The sequence below is a fragment of the Streptomyces sp. NPDC002886 genome, assembly GCF_042888445.1.
Classification (GTDB): Bacteria; Actinomycetota; Actinomycetes; order Streptomycetales; family Streptomycetaceae; genus Streptomyces.
The window spans coordinates 388923-404454 of sequence record NZ_JBIAPV010000005.1; the positions used below are offsets into that span (position 1 = coordinate 388923).

Here is a 15532-nt window from a genome sequence, read left to right on the forward strand (position 1 = left end):
TGGGCGCTCGGCGGAGGTGAAGGTGTGATGGCGGGATTCCGGAGTCTGGCCCATCAGGTGCGCGACGCGCGCAACGACAGGGCCCTGCGGCGCCATTCGCTGCGCCGCTGCCTGGAGCGGTTCGCTCCGTACGGACACCGCGCGACGTGGTGGCACCTGTGCGACCGGCACGGGATCGGCCCCGAGGACCGGGCCGCGGACCCGTCGCGGCTGGTGGCCGCGCTGGAGGAGCTGGAGGAGGCGCGGGCGGTCTGGCTGGCGTACGAACGGCAGTTCGCGGAGCGCCGGCGGCGCGAGAAGCACGACGGGCTGCGGCAGCCCGAGTGGGCCTGGAGCGGCAGCGGGGACGCGGTGGTGCGGTGCGCCGATCCGGGCGTACGGCCGCAGGGGGCGCTGGGCGAGGTGTTGAGACGGCTGGTGGAGGCGCTGGAATCGGAGCCGGGGACGGGCTGTCCGGTGTGCGGGGCGCGGGAGTTGCACTGGCCGGTGCGGGTGCCTCCGGCGGTGGCGGCGAAGGCAGTGGCACGGGCGTCGGGCCCTGCCACGGCCGACGGGCCCGGCGGGCCGGCCGGGCCGTCCCACGCCGGATGGGCGTGGGACGGGCCGGTATGCGCGGGCTGCGGAATCGTGGTGCCTAGACCGGCGCTCGCGCAAACGGCGCTGCGGGGGGCGGATCTGGCGGGGGCGGCGTGAGCCGGGCAGGGGCAGGGAGCGGAGCGGGAGGTGGGGCGGGATCTCGGGCGGGAGCGGAGCCGACTCTGGTGGCGTCGCTGAACGGGTCCCGGGGCGCCGCCGACGGGGCTGCGGTCCCCATGAGCCCCGAGGACCTGGTGGAGGCCGCGCTGGCGGCGGTGGCCGCCGGAGCCGGGGAGGTGCTGGTCCACGCACGCACCCCGTGCGGCCGCGAGAGCCTCTCGCCCCGGGTGGTCGGACCGCTGCTGGAGGCCCTGCGTGCGGCGGGTCTCGGAAGCGGGCCCCGGGTGCCGGGCGGTCCCGGGCCCGGCGGCGGCCCGGCGGTCTCCGCGGCCGTGGGGACGGGCATGGGGGCGGCCCTGGGGGCGGCCGTGGGCGTGCCCGTGAGTGTGGCCGCGAGTGTGGGGTCCGAGCCGGATCAGGCCGGGCGGCTGGCGCGGGTGCGGAGCTGGACGGTGCTGCCCGACCGGGCGGTGGTGCGGTTCGCGGAGCCGGGAGCCCGGGAACTCGCCGAGGCGCTGCTGGAGCGCGGGGTGGCCGTGGACGCGGAGGTCCCGGTGGGCGGGGATCCCGGCCCGCCCGCGCGGTTCCTCGCCTGGCCGGTACGGGATCCCGCGCGGGTCCGGCTCGTCGCCGAGCTGGGCTCCGCGGGCCCGGGGCCAGGGCCGGTCGCGGAGTTGCTGCGCCGGCTGCCGCCGGTGCCGGTGCTGCTGTTCGGGCGGGAGGCGGCGGCCTGGCCGGCGGTGCGGCTGGCCGCGCGGTACGGCACCGGGGCGCGGATCGGCGTAGGAGACGTGCTGCACCTGCCGGACGGGCGGGTGGCGCGGTCGAACGCAGAGCTGGTCGCGGCGGCGGCCCGCGCCAGGGAGGTCACAACAGCCGGGAACCGGTGAGGCGTTCACCGAAGACGTCGTCCGGGTTGGAGAGCGCGCAGTTCTCCAGGGACAGGCATCCGCAGCCGATGCAGTCGGTCAAATGGTCGCGCAGGCGACCGAGTTGGGCTATGCGGTGATCGAGCTCGGCGCGCCAGCTCTCGGAAAGCCGGGCCCAGTCCTCGCGGTTGGGGGTGCGGCCTTCGGGGAGCTGGGCGAGTGCGTCGCGGATGCTGGCGAGCGGGATGCCCACGCGCTGGGCGGCCCGTACGAACGCCACGCGGCGCAGCGCGTCACGGGTGTAGCGGCGCTGGTTTCCGGAGGTGCGGCTGCTACTGATCAGGCCCTTGGCCTCGTAGAAGTGCAGGGCGGAGACGGCCGCGCCGCTGCGGGCGGACAGCTGGCCGACGGTGAGTTCGTGGACCTTCTCGGGAATCTGCGGCACACCGCCGAGGGTAATCGGCCGGGCCGGGATTCGGGGCCGGGGACGGCACCGAGAGTCGCTGACAGTCGTTGACAGATCCATGACGGCCCCAGCATGCTGAGCAAGCGCTTATTCGCCAGGGAGAGGTACGGGTATGTCCGAGCCGAGGATCTTCACGTCCGCCGAGGAGCTCACCGCCGGGATCGGCGCACCGCTCGGCCCGAGCGACTGGCTGGAGGTGGACCAGAAGCGGATCGACCTCTTCGCGGACGCCACCGGGGACCACCAGTGGATCCACGTGGACCCGGAGCGGGCGGCGTCCGGACCCTTCGGCTCCACGATCGCGCACGGATACCTCACGCTGTCGCTGCTGCCGAGCCTGGTGCCGCAGATCATGCGGGTCGAGGGCATGCGGATGGGCATCAACTACGGGGTCGACAAGGTGCGTTTCCCCGCGCCGGTGCCGGTCGGTTCGCGGCTGCGGGCGACCGCGCTGATCACCGAGGTCGTGGAGGCGGGCGGCGGCGTCCAGGTGTCGGCCACGGTGACCGTCGAGCGCGAGGGCGGCGAGAAGCCCGTGTGCGTGGCGCAGTCGGTGTCGCGCTACTACTTCTGACCAGCCGCTACTTCTGGCCCGCTCGCGGCCCGCTCGCGCCCACCATGCGGAGCACGAGACCGGCGTAGAGCGCGCCGACCTCGTCGGGCGTGCGACTGCCGTCCGCGCTGAACCAGCGGGCGACGTCGATGCAGAGCGACAGCACGGCGAGGGTGGTGCCGGGGACGTCGGGGACGAAGAACTCCCCGGCCTCGACACCGTCGGCGAGGATGCGGCGGATCGCCGCGTCGCTCCGCCGGCGCAGGGCCACGATCTCGGAGCGGTGCTCCGGAGCGAGAGCATCGAGCTCGTACTGGACCACGCGCGCGGTGGTGTGATGGGCCGCGTGCCACCGCACGAAGGACCGTACGGCCGCGTCGAGCCGCTCGGCGGCACTGCCGGGCCCGGAGGCCGCGGTGTCCAGGATCTGCAGGGCCTTGTCGTGGCCGATCCGGCTGATCCGGTGGAGCAGCTCTTCCTTGGTCTTGTAGTGGATGTAGAGCGCGGCCGGGCTCATGCCGGCCCGCCCCGCGATGTCCCGCGTGGTGGTGGCGTGGTACCCGCGCTCCGCGAAGGCCTCCACGGCGGCGACGAGCAGCCGCCGCGCGGCGTCGGGGGTGACCTCCGACCACGGCCGGTAGCCGCCGATCTCCTCCACGCTGTCCATCGCTCGCCCACCCTCTTCGGCCCGTAGGAATGAACAACACCTTACCGGAGGGTGAGCAAGCGCTTAGCGATCCTGCGGGGCGGGCTGCTTCGGAGGGGCGAAGGGGTCGTAGCTGGTCATGATCTTCTCCATCCGGGCCTGGTCGACCCGGCTGACGATCTGGGTGACCTCCTGGCGGTCGCGGACCACCTTGGCGAGGGTGAAGGCCGAGGTGGTGAGGTAGAGGACCGCGATGCCCAGGAAGGCGCGGACCCAGCCGTCGGCCTCCATGTTGTAGATCCCCAGGGAGACCGCCCCGATGGCGATGCCGAAGGAGGCGACGGCCTGGCCGTAATAGGCCCCGGTGTTCTGCTGCTTGACCTGTGTCTCGTTCATGGGTCCAGCTTCGGACGGGCCGGACACCGGCACATCCGCGCGCGTACTCACGTACGTACTCAGAAACTTCGGGGCCTCAGACGCTGTCTCCATTCTCCAGGTGCTCGCGGTGGGGACGCCTGGTGGGTCGCGGGTCAGTCCCACCAGAGCACGACGAGCAGGTGGCGCTTGGCTGCGTCGAGGTAGAAGTTGCGCAAGGCGTTGAAGTGCTCCAGCAGGTACGCCCTCGACCCGCCGGTGATGGGGCCGCCCATCTGGCCAATCGAGGATTCGGCGTCCCGCTCGTCGGCCGGCAGGGCGGCAAGAAGGGCGGGCATGTCGATCTGGCCGAGCAGTTCGGAGACGCGCGCCACTTCAGAGACGCCCAGGCCGGTGGGGGTGCCCCCGAAGGGGGCTATGGCGTGTGGGTGAGCCTTGAGGAAGCCCAGGTCAAGGCCAGTGTCGCCGTCGGTGGCCCGGCGCAGAGCATCGAGCTGCGCCTCTTCGAGTCCGGCCACCTCGCCGACGCGTTTCAGCAGCGCCGGTGCCCAGTCCAGGTCCAGGACGTCGTACGCCGGTGGATCCCAGTGGGGATCGCGGTCCGATGACGCGGCGGCGGACTGACGGCATGCGGCGAGATAGCCCTCGGGGATGCGCGCGAGCTGCTGAGTAACGGCCATCTCGGCAGTATCTCTGCCGCGCCTACCGGATTTCGGGCTGCGGGATGCGGGCTGCGGGCTTGGCGGCGCACACAGTCACCGCGCCCATGGGGACTCGTGACCGCCAAGGTGGGGAATTACGTGACGCTCAGATCCCGAAGCCTGGGGAAATGACATGCCCGCTCACAATGATCGCTGCCAGTGCCTCACGGCCGCCCGCCCGACGGCGGCCGCCACCTTGCGGACGCAAAACTTCCGTCGGTGGCACCACCCACCGAAACAGAACCCACAACTCGTCCTGCACCAGCCGCTCGACCAGATCCGTCATGCACGGTTCAGTGAACGATCACGCCATAAGAAGCGGCGTCTAAGTAGAACGCCGTCCTGGTACGTCAGGGCCTGAGTCGGTTCTGCTGAGGATCGAAGCAGACCAGCCCCATCGAAGCAGCAAGAGCTGCCGCATAGGCCGATGCCTCTTCGGCCCTGTCCCAACGCAACGCGAAGTAGATGATCGGCCCACGGCCCTCACCCATCAGCGGGCCGGCCGCCCAGGGTGAGGTCTCGTCCACGTCCTCGGTGATGTCACACCATCGCTCAAGGAGCGCGGCGACATAGGCCTCGATGCTCTCGGCCCGCGGGTGCTCCACCTCCGTGTCGAGGTAACGGTCATATAGGTCAGTCAAGACTCGGGAGGCGGACCTGTCGTCCGCCGGCCGTTCCCCTTCCCAGACAGCCAGGTCATAACTCATCCCGGGAGGCTCTCACATCCCACCGACAGTCACCTGAGCCGGTCGACAGCAGCACCGCCGACGCCCAAAAGAAGCGACCTCTTAGAAACTCTTGGGCCTCAGAAAGCCGAAACCCCCGTGTGGGCGCGGCCGATGAGGAGCTTTTGGATTTGGCTGGTGCCCTCGTACAGGGTCATCACGCGGGCGTCGCGCAGCAGCTTGCCGGCCGGGTATTCGTCGATGTAGCCGTAACCGCCGTGCACCTGGAGGGCGTTGCTCGCGGCGCGGACGGCGGCCTCGGAGGCGAAGAGCTTGGCGGTGGAGGATTCGGTGGCGAAGGGCAGTCCCCGGTCGATCAGATCGGCGACCCGCCAGGTCAGCAGCCGGGCCGCGTCCACGTCGACGGAGATGTCGGCGATCAGCTCCTGGACCAGCTGGTGGTGCGCGATCGGCTTGCCGAACTGCTCGCGCTGGGCCGCGTACGAGACGGCCGCGTCCAGTGCGGCCTGGGCGATGCCGACACAGCCCGCGGCGACGGACATCCGGCCCTTCGCGAGGGCCGACATGGCGACGGAGAACCCCTTCCCCTCGGGGCCGAGCATCGCGGAGGCGGGCACGCGCACTCCGTCGAGGACGAGCTCGGCGGTGGCCTGGCCGCGCAGGCCCAGCTTGCCGTGGATCTCGCGGCGGGTCAGGCCGGGGGCGTCGGCGGGCACGAGGAACGCGGAGATCCCGCGGTGACCGGGGTCCTCGCTCGTGCGGGCGAAGAGGAGGACCACGTCGGCCCAGGTGCCGTTGGTGATGAACATCTTGCTGCCGCTGATCACGTACGTGTCGCCCTCGCGCCGGGCGCGGGTGGTGAGGGCGGCGGCGTCGGAGCCGGTGCCGGGCTCGGTGAGGCCGAAGCAGCCGAGGGCTTCGCCGGAGCACAGGCGCGGCAGCCAGGCGCGCTTCTGCTCCTCGCTCCCCCAGGAGGCGACGGTCTTGGCGACCAGCCCCAGCGAGACGGAGACGATGCCGCGCACGGCGGAGTCCCCGCGGCCGAGTTCTTCTGTGACCAGGACGTAGGAGAGGTGGTCCCCGCCGGAACCGCCGTACTCCTCGGGGACGGTCAGGCCGAGGAAGCCGACGGAGCCGAGCTTCTTCACGATGGCCCGGTCCACGCTCTCGGCGCGGTCCCACTCGGCCGCGTACGGGGCGATCTCGCGCTCGGTGAACGCGCGGGCGAGATCACGGACCGCGGACTGCTCCTCGCTGAGCTCCAGGTTCACCGGGCACCTCCGGGTGGGGACGAGACGGGAAGGGAAGGGACGGGGTCGGGCGTTAATTACCACCGCTAGTTTAATTGCGGCAGGCCTTACTATGTGGCGCATGGCCAGACCGCGCAAGCCCCTCCTCAGCAGATCCCGCATCGTCGAGGCGGCGGGCGTCCTGGTGGACGGCGAGGGGCTGGAGGCCGTCTCGACGCGGCGGCTGGCGGCGGCGCTGGGCGTCAGCGGACCGTCGCTGTACAACCACTTCCGCACGAAGGACGAGATCCTGGACGCGGTCGCGGACGCGGTGAGCGCGCGGGTCGACCTGTCGATGTTCGAGGCCGGGGACGGCCGGGAGTGGCAGGTCGCGCTGCGCGACTGGGCGCACTCGTACCGGGCCGCGTTGTCCGACCATCCGAACATCGTCCCGGTGCTGGCGCGCGGACCGGGCCGCAGGCCGGCCGGACTGCGGGTGGCGGACGCCGTCTTCGGGGCGATGACCGCGGCCGGCTGGCCGCCGGCGCAGGCGACCCGGATCGGCGCGCTGATGCGGTACTTCATCCTCGGTTCGGCGGTGGGTTCCTTCGCCCGGGGTTTCGTGGACGACGAGACGGCATACGACCCGTCGGACTATCCGCACCTGGGCCAGGCCCACCTGCTGGCGGAGCGCCAGCGGGAGGTGGACGAGGGCGCCTTCGAAACGGGCCTGGCGGCGCTGCTGGACGGCCTCGCCCTCCAGTACGCGGCGCTGCGGGAGACCACCGCCTGACGGGATCCCGAAGCTGACGGGACGGCGGCCTGGCGGAGACCGCCCGGCGGGAGGCCCGGTGGGAGGCCCGCGGTCGGCGGGCCTCCCGGACGGACGGGCGGACGGGTCGGCCGGACGGCCGCTAGAAGATCACCAACGAGCGGCCGCCCTTGCCCGCCAGCATCGCGTCGAAGGCCGCCGGGATGCCGTCGAGGGTGATGCGGTCGGTGACGAGGGCGCCGAGGTCGAGGCGGCCCGCGCGGACGTGGGCGGCGATCACCGGGAGGTCGCGGGCGGGGTCGCTGTTGCCGTAGACGCAGCCGGTGAGGGTGCGGGCGAAGTGGAAGATCTCCAGGGCGTTGAAGGTGACCTGCTGCTCCTTGCCCCCGATGCCGACCACCGTCGTACGGCCGCCGCGCCGGGTGGACTCCCAGGCCGCCCGGATGCTCGCGGCCCGGCCGGCGCATTCGACGGCGACGTCCGCGCCGTGGCCGCCGGTGAGTGCGCGGATCTCCTTGGCGGTGGTCTCGGAGGCGAGCAGGAACTCCGTGGCCCCGGCCGCCCGGGCCAGTTCCTCCTTGTCCGGGGAGACGTCCACGGCCACGATCGGGCCCGCCATCGCGATCCGGGCCGCCTGGAGGGCCGCCAGACCGACGCCGCCGACCCCGAAGACGGCCACCGACTCGCCGGGACGGACCTGGGCGCTGTGGTGGACGGCTCCGTACCCGGTCAGGACCGCGCAGCCGAGCAGTGCGGCCTCGGCGAGCGGGATTCCGGCCGGGGCCGGCAGGACGCAGTTGGCCGCGACGACCGTCTCCTCGGCGAAGGCGGCCACGTTCAGCCCGGGGTGCAGTTCGGCGCCCAAGGCGTCGTGGGCATATACCGCCCCGACCCCGGTGAGGGCCTTGGCGCAGAGCCAGACCTCGCCGATCGAGCAGTGGTGGCACTGCCCGCAGGACGGGGCCCAGTTCAGCACCACCCCGTCGCCGGGCGCGACATGGGTGACCCCTTCGCCGACGGCGAGGACCGTGCCCGCGCCCTCGTGGCCGAGGACGGCGGGTACGGGGACCCGCATGGTGCCGTTGGTGAGGGAGAGGTCGGAGTGGCAGACCCCGGCGGCGGCGAGCCGCACCCGGACCTGGCCGGGGCCTGGTTCGGGCAGGAGGATGTCCCGTATCTCCAGGGGGGCTCCGACGGCGGGCAGGATGGCGGCGCGGACCATGATCGTCGTCTCCGTGTGTACGAGGGGATGGGCTGGGTCGTCCTAGAACTGAAGGGACTTGGTCTGGAGGTACTCGGCGAGGCCGTGCGGGCCCAGCTCGCGTCCCACGCCCGACTTCTTGTACCCGCCGAAGGGTGCGAGCGGGTTGAAGCGGCCCCCGTTGATGTCCACCTGGCCGGTGTCCATCAGGCGCGCGAAGGCCACGGCCGTCTCCTCGTCCGCCGCCCAGACGGCCCCGCCCAGCCCGTAGTCGGTGCCGTTCGCGATGGCCAGGGCCTCGTCCTGGTCCTCGTAGGACAGGATCGACAGCACCGGGCCGAAGATCTCCTCCTGGGCGATGGTCATCCCGGGCGTGACGTCGGCGAAGACGGTCGGGGCGATGAAGTACCCCTGCTCGTGCGGCGCCTCGGGCCCGCCCGCGACGAGGCGCGCGCCCTCCTCCACGCCCTTGGTGATGAACCCGCGGACGCGGTCGCGCTGCTTGGCGCTGACGACCGGGCCGAGGCGGGTGCCCGGGGCGAGGGGGTCGCCGGAGGCGTACTTGGCCGCGGCGGCGGCCGCGAGGGAGACCGCCTCCTCGTACTCGTCCCGGTGGACGAGCATGCGGGTGAGCGCGTTGCAGCTCTGGCCGGCGTTGTTCATGACGTGGCCGACGCCCGCGGCGACGGCCTTGGCGAGGTCGGCGCCGGGCAGGATGACATTGGCCGATTTGCCACCCAGTTCCAGGGCGACCCGCTTGACGGCGGCGCCGGCCGTGGCGCCGATCTGCTTTCCGACGGCGGTGGATCCGGTGAAGGAGACGAGGTCGACTCCCTCGTGCGCCGCCAGCGCCTGGCCGGTGACCGGGCCGGTACCGGTGACCAGGTTGAAGACCCCGGCGGGGATCCCCGCCTCGTGCACGGCTTCGGCGAAGAGCTGCGCGGTCAGCGGGGTGTCCTCGGCGGGCTTGAGGACGATGGTGCAGCCTGCGGCGAGAGCGGGTGCCACCTTGGCAACGATCTGGTGCAGCGGGTAGTTCCAGGGGGTGATCGCCCCGACGACGCCGACCGGCTCCAGCAGCACGGTCGAGTTCCCGATCCGCTCCTCGAAGGCGTACGAGGCCCCGAGCTCGGCGTAGGAGGAGGCCACGGCGATCGGCGCCCCGACGTGGACCATCTCCGAGAACCCCAGCGGCGAGCCCAGCTCGGCGGTGATGGTCTCGGCTATCTCCCCCTTGCGGGCGACCAGTACGTCGCGCAGGGCCCCGATGAGGGCGGCCCGCTCGGCCGGAGCCGTGGCCGCCCAGGCCGGGAAGGCCGCGCGGGCCGCTCGTACGGCCGCGTCCACATCCTCGGCCGTACCGGCCGGAACCGAGCCGATGGGCCTCTCGTCCGCCGGGTTGAGGACCTCGATGCGGCCCTGGCCGAGGGCGGCCCGCCACTCGCCGCCGATGTACATCCCGTCATGGGCCTTCATGGCATTCCTCCCGAGCACGCACGAACCTGACGTCGCCAACACCCTACAAACTAGCGTCGGTAGTTTTGTGTGCGCCAGGGGCGTCGGGGGTCAGATGATGCCGAAAAGCATTCCTGCCCCCAGGACCACCAGGGACGTCAGGGCCGCCCACTTCACGGTGAACCGGGTGTGGTCGCCGAACTCGACCTTGGCCATGCCCACGAGGACGTAGACGGCCGGAACGAGCGGGCTCGACATGTGCAGGGCCTGCCCGACCAGGGAGGCGCGGGCGATTTCGAGGGGGGAGACCCCGTGGGCGGCGCCGGCCTCGGCGAGGACCGGCAGGACGCCGAAGTAGAAGCCGTCGTTGGACATGAAGTAGGTGAGGGGGAGGCTGAGCAGGCCGGTGACCAGGGCCATGTGCGGGCCCATGCCCTCGGGGATGGCGCCGACGAGCCAGTCGGCCATGTGCTTGACCATGCCGGTGCCGGTGAGGACTCCGGTGAAGACGGCGGCGGCGAAGACCATCCCGGCGACGTTCAGGACGTTGTCCGCGTGGGCGGCGATCCGGGCCTTCTGGTCGGGCATGTGGGGGAAGTTGACGGTGAGGGCGAGGGCGGCGCCGAGGAGGAAGAGCACCGGGATCGGGAGCAGTTCCATGATCATGGCGGTGAGCAGGGCGACGGTGAGGCCCGCGTTGAACCAGTAGAGGCGGGGACGCAGGGTCGGGCGGTGCGGGTCGAGGCCCTGGAAGCCGTCGTCCGCGGCGGGGTCCGCTGCGGGGGCTGCGGCGCGGGCGGATTCCCCGGCGTGGCCGGCGTCTCCGGCGGAGCCGGTGCCCCCTGCGGAGCCGGACGGAGCGGAGCCGGTGGAGCCGGTACCCGCGCTCCCGGCGGCGGCCGAGCCCGCGCCTGCCACGACCAGGAGTTCCCCGGCCGGCTCGGCCGACCGCTCGGTGTCGCCGGGAAGGGTCAGCAGGCCGAGGCGGCGGCGTTCCTTGAGGCCGAGGACGTAGGCCAGGCCGAAGACGAAGAGCAGGCCCACCGCGAGCGCGGGGATCATCGGTACGAAGATGTCGCCGGCGTCGAGCTTGAGCGCGGTCGCGGCGCGGGCGGTCGGGCCGCCCCAGGGCAGGGTGTTCATGACGCCGTTGGCGGTGGCCGCGACGCCGGTCATGACCACCAGGCTCATCCCGAGGCGCTTGTAGAGCGGGTACATCGCCGAGACGGTGATCATGAAGGTGGTCGAGCCGTCGCCGTCGAGCGAGACGACGGCGGCGAGGACGGCGGTGCCGACGACGACGCGCATCGGGTCGGCCCTGCAGAAGCGCAGGATGCCGCGGACGATCGGGTCGAAGAGGCCGACGTCGATCATCACGCCGAAGTAGACGATGGCGAACATCAGCATGGCGGCGGTCGGCGCGAGCTTGCCGACCCCGTCGATGACGTAGCCGCCGAGCTGCGCGCCCTGGCCGGCGAACACGCAGAACAGCGCGGGGATGAGGACGAGCGCCGCGATGGGCGACATTTTCTTCAGCATGATCAGGACCAGGAAGGTGGCGATCATGGCGAAGCCGAGGAAGGTCAGCATGGGGGGAACCTAGGTGCCTCCTCCTGGGGCCAACAAGATGTCCACGCGTGAGCAATACGAGCAAAACCCCAGCTCAGGGGATGGGTGTCAGTTCGACGGGGAAGCCGTTGAGCACGGCCGTGCCGGAGAGCGGGTCGAGTCGGCTGCCGTCGAGGAGCTGGTTGACGTTGACTCCGGGCGCGGCCGCGGCCACGGACAGGCGGGTGCCGGGGCGGTCGTGGCCCCAGCCGTGCGGGAGGCTCACGACTCCGGTACGGAGGGTGTCGGTGACCTCCACCGGAACCTCCAGGCTGCCTCCGTCGGCGGTGATCCGGGCCGGGCGTCCGTCGGTGAGGCCGAGCCGGGCGGCGTCGTCCGGGTGGACCTGGAGGGTGCAGCGGTTGGAACCTCCGGCGAGGGCCGGGACGTTGTGCATCCAGCTGTTGTTGGACCGCAGGTGGCGGCGGCCCACGAGCACCAGGGCGGCGGGGCGCTCGGCCAGCGTCCCGCGCAGCCTGGGGAGCTCGGCCGCGATCGGGTCCGGCAGCAGCTCGATCCTGCCGCTGCGCGTCCTGAGCAGGCCGGGGAGCCTGGGCCGCAGCGGGCCCAGGTCGATTCCGTGCGGGTGCGCGCGCAGCCGCTCCAGCCCGAGTCCGCCCGGAGCGCCGGGGGTTGTGGGGGGCGTGGGGGGCGTGGGGGCGGCAGGGTGCGGGGCGGGGCCCGGGCCCGCCGCGCCGTCGGGCGCGCCTGCGCCGGTTCCCGTGGCGGCGCTCCCGGGCAGGTCCGCGGGCGCGGCGAACCGGTCTCCGTAGGGTCCCAGTCGGAGCATCAGGTCGAGGCGGCGCTCGGGGCCGCTGCCGCCCGAGAGCAGTCCGGCGAGGCGCGCCGGATCCTGGCCGCGCAGCGGCGAGACCGGGTCGGCGCACTCCCTGGCGAGGGTGGCCCCGATGGCCAGGTCGTCCACGGCGACCGGGTCGGTTCCGTGCATGCCGGAGACGGCGAGCACGAGACGGGCCTGGATCTCGCACTCGTCCATGCGCCCGTCTTCGAGCGGGACGGCGGGCGGCGAATAGCGGACCTGGTTGCGGATGGCGAAGGTGTTGAAGGAGAAGTCGAAGTGGGCGCTCTGCGAGGGCGGCGGCGGGGGCAGGACCACGTGGGCGTGGCGTGAGGTCTCGTTGAGGTACGGGTCGACGCTAACCATGAAGTCGAGCCCGGCCAGGGCCGCGTCGAGGCGCCGGCCGTCGGGGGCGGAGAGTACGGGGTTCGCCGCGATGGAGACGAGGGCCCGGATCCGCCCCTCCCCCGGGGTGTCGATCTCCTCCGCCAGCGCGGACAGGGGGAATTCGGCCTTGGCCTCGGGGTGACCGCTGACCCGGCTGTGCCAGCGGCCGAGGCCGAAGCCCTTGCCGGGTCCGGCCGGCCGGGGTGCGCGGTCGGTCGCGGACAGCGGGAACAGGGCTCCGCCCGGCCGGTCGAGATTGCCGGTCAGGACATTCAGCACGTCGACCAGCCAGCTGGCGAGCGTGCCGTACTCCACGGTGCAGCTGCCGATCCGCCCGTAGACGGCGGCGGTCGGCGCGGCCGCGAGATCGCGGGCGAGGTCGCGGATCTCTTCGGCCGTGAGGTCGCAGGCGGGGGCGACGGCCTCAGGAGTGAAACCGACGAGCGCCTCGCCGAGTTCCCCGATTCCCTGCGTGTGTTCCGCGAGCACGCCCGGATCGGCCAGCTCCTCGGCGAGCAGGGTGTGGGCCAGGGCCGCGAGCAGCAGCGCGTCGCTGCCGGGGCGCGGTGCGAGGTGGCGGTCGGCGAGTTTGGCGGTGCGGGTGCGGCGCGGGTCGACGACGACGAGGGTGCCGCCCCGTGCGCGCAGCGCCTTGAGTCGCCCGGGGAAGTCGGGTGCGGTGCACAGGGAGCCGTTGGACTCGACCGGGTTCGCCCCGAGCAGCAAGAGGAAGTCGGTGCGGTCCAGGTCCGGGACGGGGATGGCGAAGGGATCCCCGAAGAGCAGCCCGCTGGAGACGTGCTTGGGCATCTGGTCGAGGGTGCTGGCGGTGAAGAGGTTGCGGGTGCCGAGGGCCTTGAGCAGCAGCGGAGGGTAGAGCTGGCCCGCCATGGTGTGGACGTTCGGGTTGCCGAGGACGACGCCGACGGACTGGGGCCCGTACGTCCGCACGAGCGCGGGGACCGCGTCGGCGATGGCCTGGAAGGCCTCCTCCCAGGTGGCTTCGCGGAGCCGGCCGTCGCGCCGTACGAGGGGGGTCCGCAGCCGGTCGGGGTCGGCGTCGAGGCCACCGAAGGCGGCGCCCTTGGGGCAGATGAAGCCGCGGCTGAACACGTCGTCGCGGTCCCCTCTGGCCCCGGTGACGGTGGTGCCTTCGATGGTGAGCGTGAGGCCGCAAGTGGCTTCACAGAGGGGGCAGATGCGCAGGGCGGTGCGGGGCATGGGCCCTCCAGGGGCAGCGGGCTGCGGCGCGGGGCACGGGCACCGGGCCCGCACGAGCGGCACCGAGCATACCGACCGGTAGGCACGGTGGGGAGGGTCCACGCCCTACGGAATCCGGGGGCGGGGGGGCGGCCGGGTTCCGCCGGGGTGTCGGCGGGTACCGCCGGGGCGGCCGGGGCAGGACGAAGCCGCGAGCCGGGCCGCCTCCGCCTGGAGCAACGCCGATTCGGCCCGGAGCCACCCGGAACCACGCCCATTCCGCCCGGAGAACGGCGCGAGCCGACGGGCGGGAAAACGCCTCCGCTTGGGCACCTCAGCAAGCAGCCGACCGGGCCGCCCATACCCGCGGCGCAGGCCCCCGCATTCCCGCCCGCCACCGCACACGTAGACCGTTCTCCCAGGTCAGCAGCCCGCATTGGTCCTTCTGCTGACGCAATTCAGCGCCCTTGGTCGGGAAAGCGCATTGCCCCTGGGGGTGGGGACGGATTGGATCGCCGAATGACATCCATGCTCGACGGCTGTACGCCCTGGCCCGAGGAATTCGTCGACTACTACTGGGCGTCCGGCCACTGGCGGGGCACCACTCTGGACAACCTGCTGCGCGGCTGGGCCGTGCAGTTCGGGCCGCGGACCGCGCTCGCCCACGGCGACACCCGCCTGACGTACGCGGCCCTGAACCGCCGGGTGGGCCGGATGGCCGCCGGGTTCCGGCTGCGCGGCCTGCGGCCCGGGCAACGGGTCATCGTGCAGCTGCCCGACATCCCCGAGCTCGTCGTCACCGTGTTCGCCCTGATGCGCGCCGGCGCGGTCCCCGTGCTCTGCCCGATCTCGCACCGCGCGCCCGAGGTGTCCCACGTCGTCCAGGTCTCCGAGGCCACCGGCTACATCGGCCCCGCGACGTACCGGGGCTTCGACCACACGGCGATGGCCGCCGACATCGCGGCCCAAGGCCCCTTCCTGCGCAGGGTGTTCACCTTCGAGGCACCGGGCACCTCGGACCCGTACGGCGGTTTCACGACCGACACCTCGGGCTGCCACTACTTCCCGCTGCACTCCCTCGACTCGCCGCCCGAGCCGGCGCTCGCGTTGAGCGCCGGGCAGGTGGCGTTCTTCCTGCTCGCGGGTGGCGCCGGCGAGGCGCCCCAGCTGGTGCCGCGCACCCACAACGACTACGCCTACCAGGCGCGGGCCGCGGCCGAACTGGTTTCACTCACCCAGGAGGACGTGTACCTCGCCGCGCTGCCCGGCGACCTCAACCTCGCCTTCGGCGGCCCCGGCATCATCGGCACGCTGACCGTCGGTGGCACCGTCGTCCTGGTCGAGGACCCGGAGCCCGCCGCACACCTGGCGGCCGTCGAACGCGAGCGGGTCACCGTCGCCGCGCTGACCGCGGACACCGCCCTGCTCTGGCTCGACGCACGTCCCGAGGTCCAGGCGGACGTGAGCAGCCTGCGCCTCGTACAGATCGGCGGCAGCGCCCCGGCCCTGGACCGCGCGACCGCCGAACGGGTGGGATCCGAGTGGGGCTGTCGCCTCCAGCAGGCCTTCGGTACGGACGAGGGGCTCCTCACCCTCACCCGGCCCGGCGATCCGGACGAGACCGTGCTCACCACGCAGGGCCGCCCGCTCTCCCCCGACGATCAGATCCGCGTCGTCGACGCCGACGGCGAGCAGGTCCCCGACGGGGAACCGGGCGAACTCCTGGCCCGCGGCCCCTACACCGCGCGCGGCTACTACCGCTCGCCCGGCCTCAACGCGCGCGCCTTCACCGCCGACGGCTACCTGCGCACCGGCGTCCTCGCCCGGCGCACGGCGGACGGCAACCTGGTGGTGACCGGTCGCGTCGGGAGCGCCGCACGATGAGATGA

General features: G+C 72.7%; 16 protein-coding genes. 5 read left to right on the forward strand and 11 right to left on the reverse strand.

Annotated elements, in window-relative coordinates:
• Positions 1-27 precede the first annotated feature (27 nt).
• Complete coding sequence (locus ACFYYB_RS25330) at positions 28-693, forward strand: hypothetical protein (protein ID WP_389437631.1); 666 nt, start codon at positions 28-30, stop codon at positions 691-693.
• A 68-nt stretch (positions 694-761) separates the two neighbouring features.
• Entirely contained in the window at positions 762-1586 is an 825-nt protein-coding gene (locus tag ACFYYB_RS25335; protein WP_389437635.1) for a 3-keto-5-aminohexanoate cleavage protein, read from the forward strand.
• Here the strand turns inward: ACFYYB_RS25335 and soxR are convergent.
• A complete protein-coding gene (gene soxR, locus ACFYYB_RS25340) occupies positions 1564-2010 on the reverse strand; it encodes a redox-sensitive transcriptional activator SoxR (RefSeq protein WP_389437638.1) in 447 nt (148 codons plus the stop codon). The genes ACFYYB_RS25335 and soxR overlap by 23 nt on opposite strands.
• Positions 2011-2143: 133 nt before the next feature.
• Here soxR and ACFYYB_RS25345 point away from each other — a divergent pair, with 133 nt between their 5' ends.
• Positions 2144-2605: a MaoC family dehydratase gene (locus ACFYYB_RS25345; RefSeq protein ID WP_327307527.1), complete on the forward strand. Its 462-nt coding sequence runs from the start codon at positions 2144-2146 to the stop codon at positions 2603-2605.
• 7 nt (positions 2606-2612) lie between these two features.
• Here ACFYYB_RS25345 and ACFYYB_RS25350 read toward each other — a convergent pair whose 3' ends face one another.
• The 6 genes from ACFYYB_RS25350 to ACFYYB_RS25375 form a co-directional block, all read right to left on the reverse strand.
• Positions 2613-3251: a TetR/AcrR family transcriptional regulator gene (locus tag ACFYYB_RS25350; RefSeq protein ID WP_389437644.1), complete on the reverse strand. Its 639-nt coding sequence runs from the start codon at positions 3249-3251 to the stop codon at positions 2613-2615.
• Positions 3252-3314: 63 nt separating this feature from the next.
• Positions 3315-3626: a YiaA/YiaB family inner membrane protein gene (locus ACFYYB_RS25355; RefSeq protein WP_389437647.1), complete on the reverse strand. Its 312-nt coding sequence runs from the start codon at positions 3624-3626 to the stop codon at positions 3315-3317.
• Positions 3627-3760: 134 nt separating this feature from the next.
• Positions 3761-4285 (reverse strand): DUF1877 domain-containing protein, encoded by a 525-nt coding sequence (locus ACFYYB_RS25360; protein ID WP_389437649.1) that lies wholly within the window; start codon positions 4283-4285, stop codon positions 3761-3763.
• Between the two features lie 127 nt (positions 4286-4412).
• Positions 4413-4592, reverse strand: a complete 180-nt coding sequence (locus ACFYYB_RS25365; RefSeq protein ID WP_389437652.1) for a hypothetical protein — start codon at positions 4590-4592, stop codon at positions 4413-4415.
• 64 nt (positions 4593-4656) lie between these two features.
• Entirely contained in the window at positions 4657-5013 is a 357-nt protein-coding gene (locus ACFYYB_RS25370; protein WP_389437655.1) for a hypothetical protein, read from the reverse strand.
• A gap of 98 nt (positions 5014-5111) precedes the next feature.
• Positions 5112-6263, reverse strand: coding sequence for an acyl-CoA dehydrogenase family protein (locus tag ACFYYB_RS25375; RefSeq protein ID WP_389437658.1), 1152 nt, complete (start codon positions 6261-6263; stop codon positions 5112-5114).
• 100 nt (positions 6264-6363) lie between these two features.
• Here ACFYYB_RS25375 and ACFYYB_RS25380 point away from each other — a divergent pair, with 100 nt between their 5' ends.
• Complete coding sequence (locus tag ACFYYB_RS25380) at positions 6364-7014, forward strand: TetR/AcrR family transcriptional regulator (RefSeq protein ID WP_389437661.1); 651 nt, start codon at positions 6364-6366, stop codon at positions 7012-7014.
• 121 nt (positions 7015-7135) lie between these two features.
• Here the strand turns inward: ACFYYB_RS25380 and ACFYYB_RS25385 are convergent, their stop codons facing one another.
• The 4 genes from ACFYYB_RS25385 to ACFYYB_RS25400 all read right to left on the reverse strand — a co-directional run bounded on the left by ACFYYB_RS25385 (position 7136) and on the right by ACFYYB_RS25400 (position 13664).
• Positions 7136-8215 carry a Zn-dependent alcohol dehydrogenase gene (locus ACFYYB_RS25385; RefSeq protein WP_389437664.1) on the reverse strand — a complete coding sequence of 360 codons (1080 nt, stop codon included), beginning with the start codon at positions 8213-8215 and terminating at the stop codon, positions 7136-7138.
• A gap of 42 nt (positions 8216-8257) precedes the next feature.
• Positions 8258-9670, reverse strand: coding sequence for an aldehyde dehydrogenase family protein (locus tag ACFYYB_RS25390; protein WP_389437667.1), 1413 nt, complete (start codon positions 9668-9670; stop codon positions 8258-8260).
• Between the two features lie 90 nt (positions 9671-9760).
• The gene (locus ACFYYB_RS25395; RefSeq protein ID WP_389437670.1) at positions 9761-11239 is read right to left on the reverse strand and encodes a CitMHS family transporter; all 1479 of its coding nucleotides are present in this window, start codon (positions 11237-11239) and stop codon (positions 9761-9763) included.
• A 73-nt stretch (positions 11240-11312) separates the two neighbouring features.
• Complete coding sequence (locus ACFYYB_RS25400) at positions 11313-13664, reverse strand: molybdopterin oxidoreductase family protein (RefSeq protein ID WP_389437672.1); 2352 nt, start codon at positions 13662-13664, stop codon at positions 11313-11315.
• Positions 13665-14162: 498 nt separating this feature from the next.
• On the opposite strand from ACFYYB_RS25400, the gene ACFYYB_RS25405 reads away from it, so the two are divergent.
• Positions 14163-15527, forward strand: a complete 1365-nt coding sequence (locus ACFYYB_RS25405; protein ID WP_389437676.1) for an AMP-binding protein — start codon at positions 14163-14165, stop codon at positions 15525-15527.
• The last annotated feature ends 5 nt before the right edge of the window (positions 15528-15532 follow it).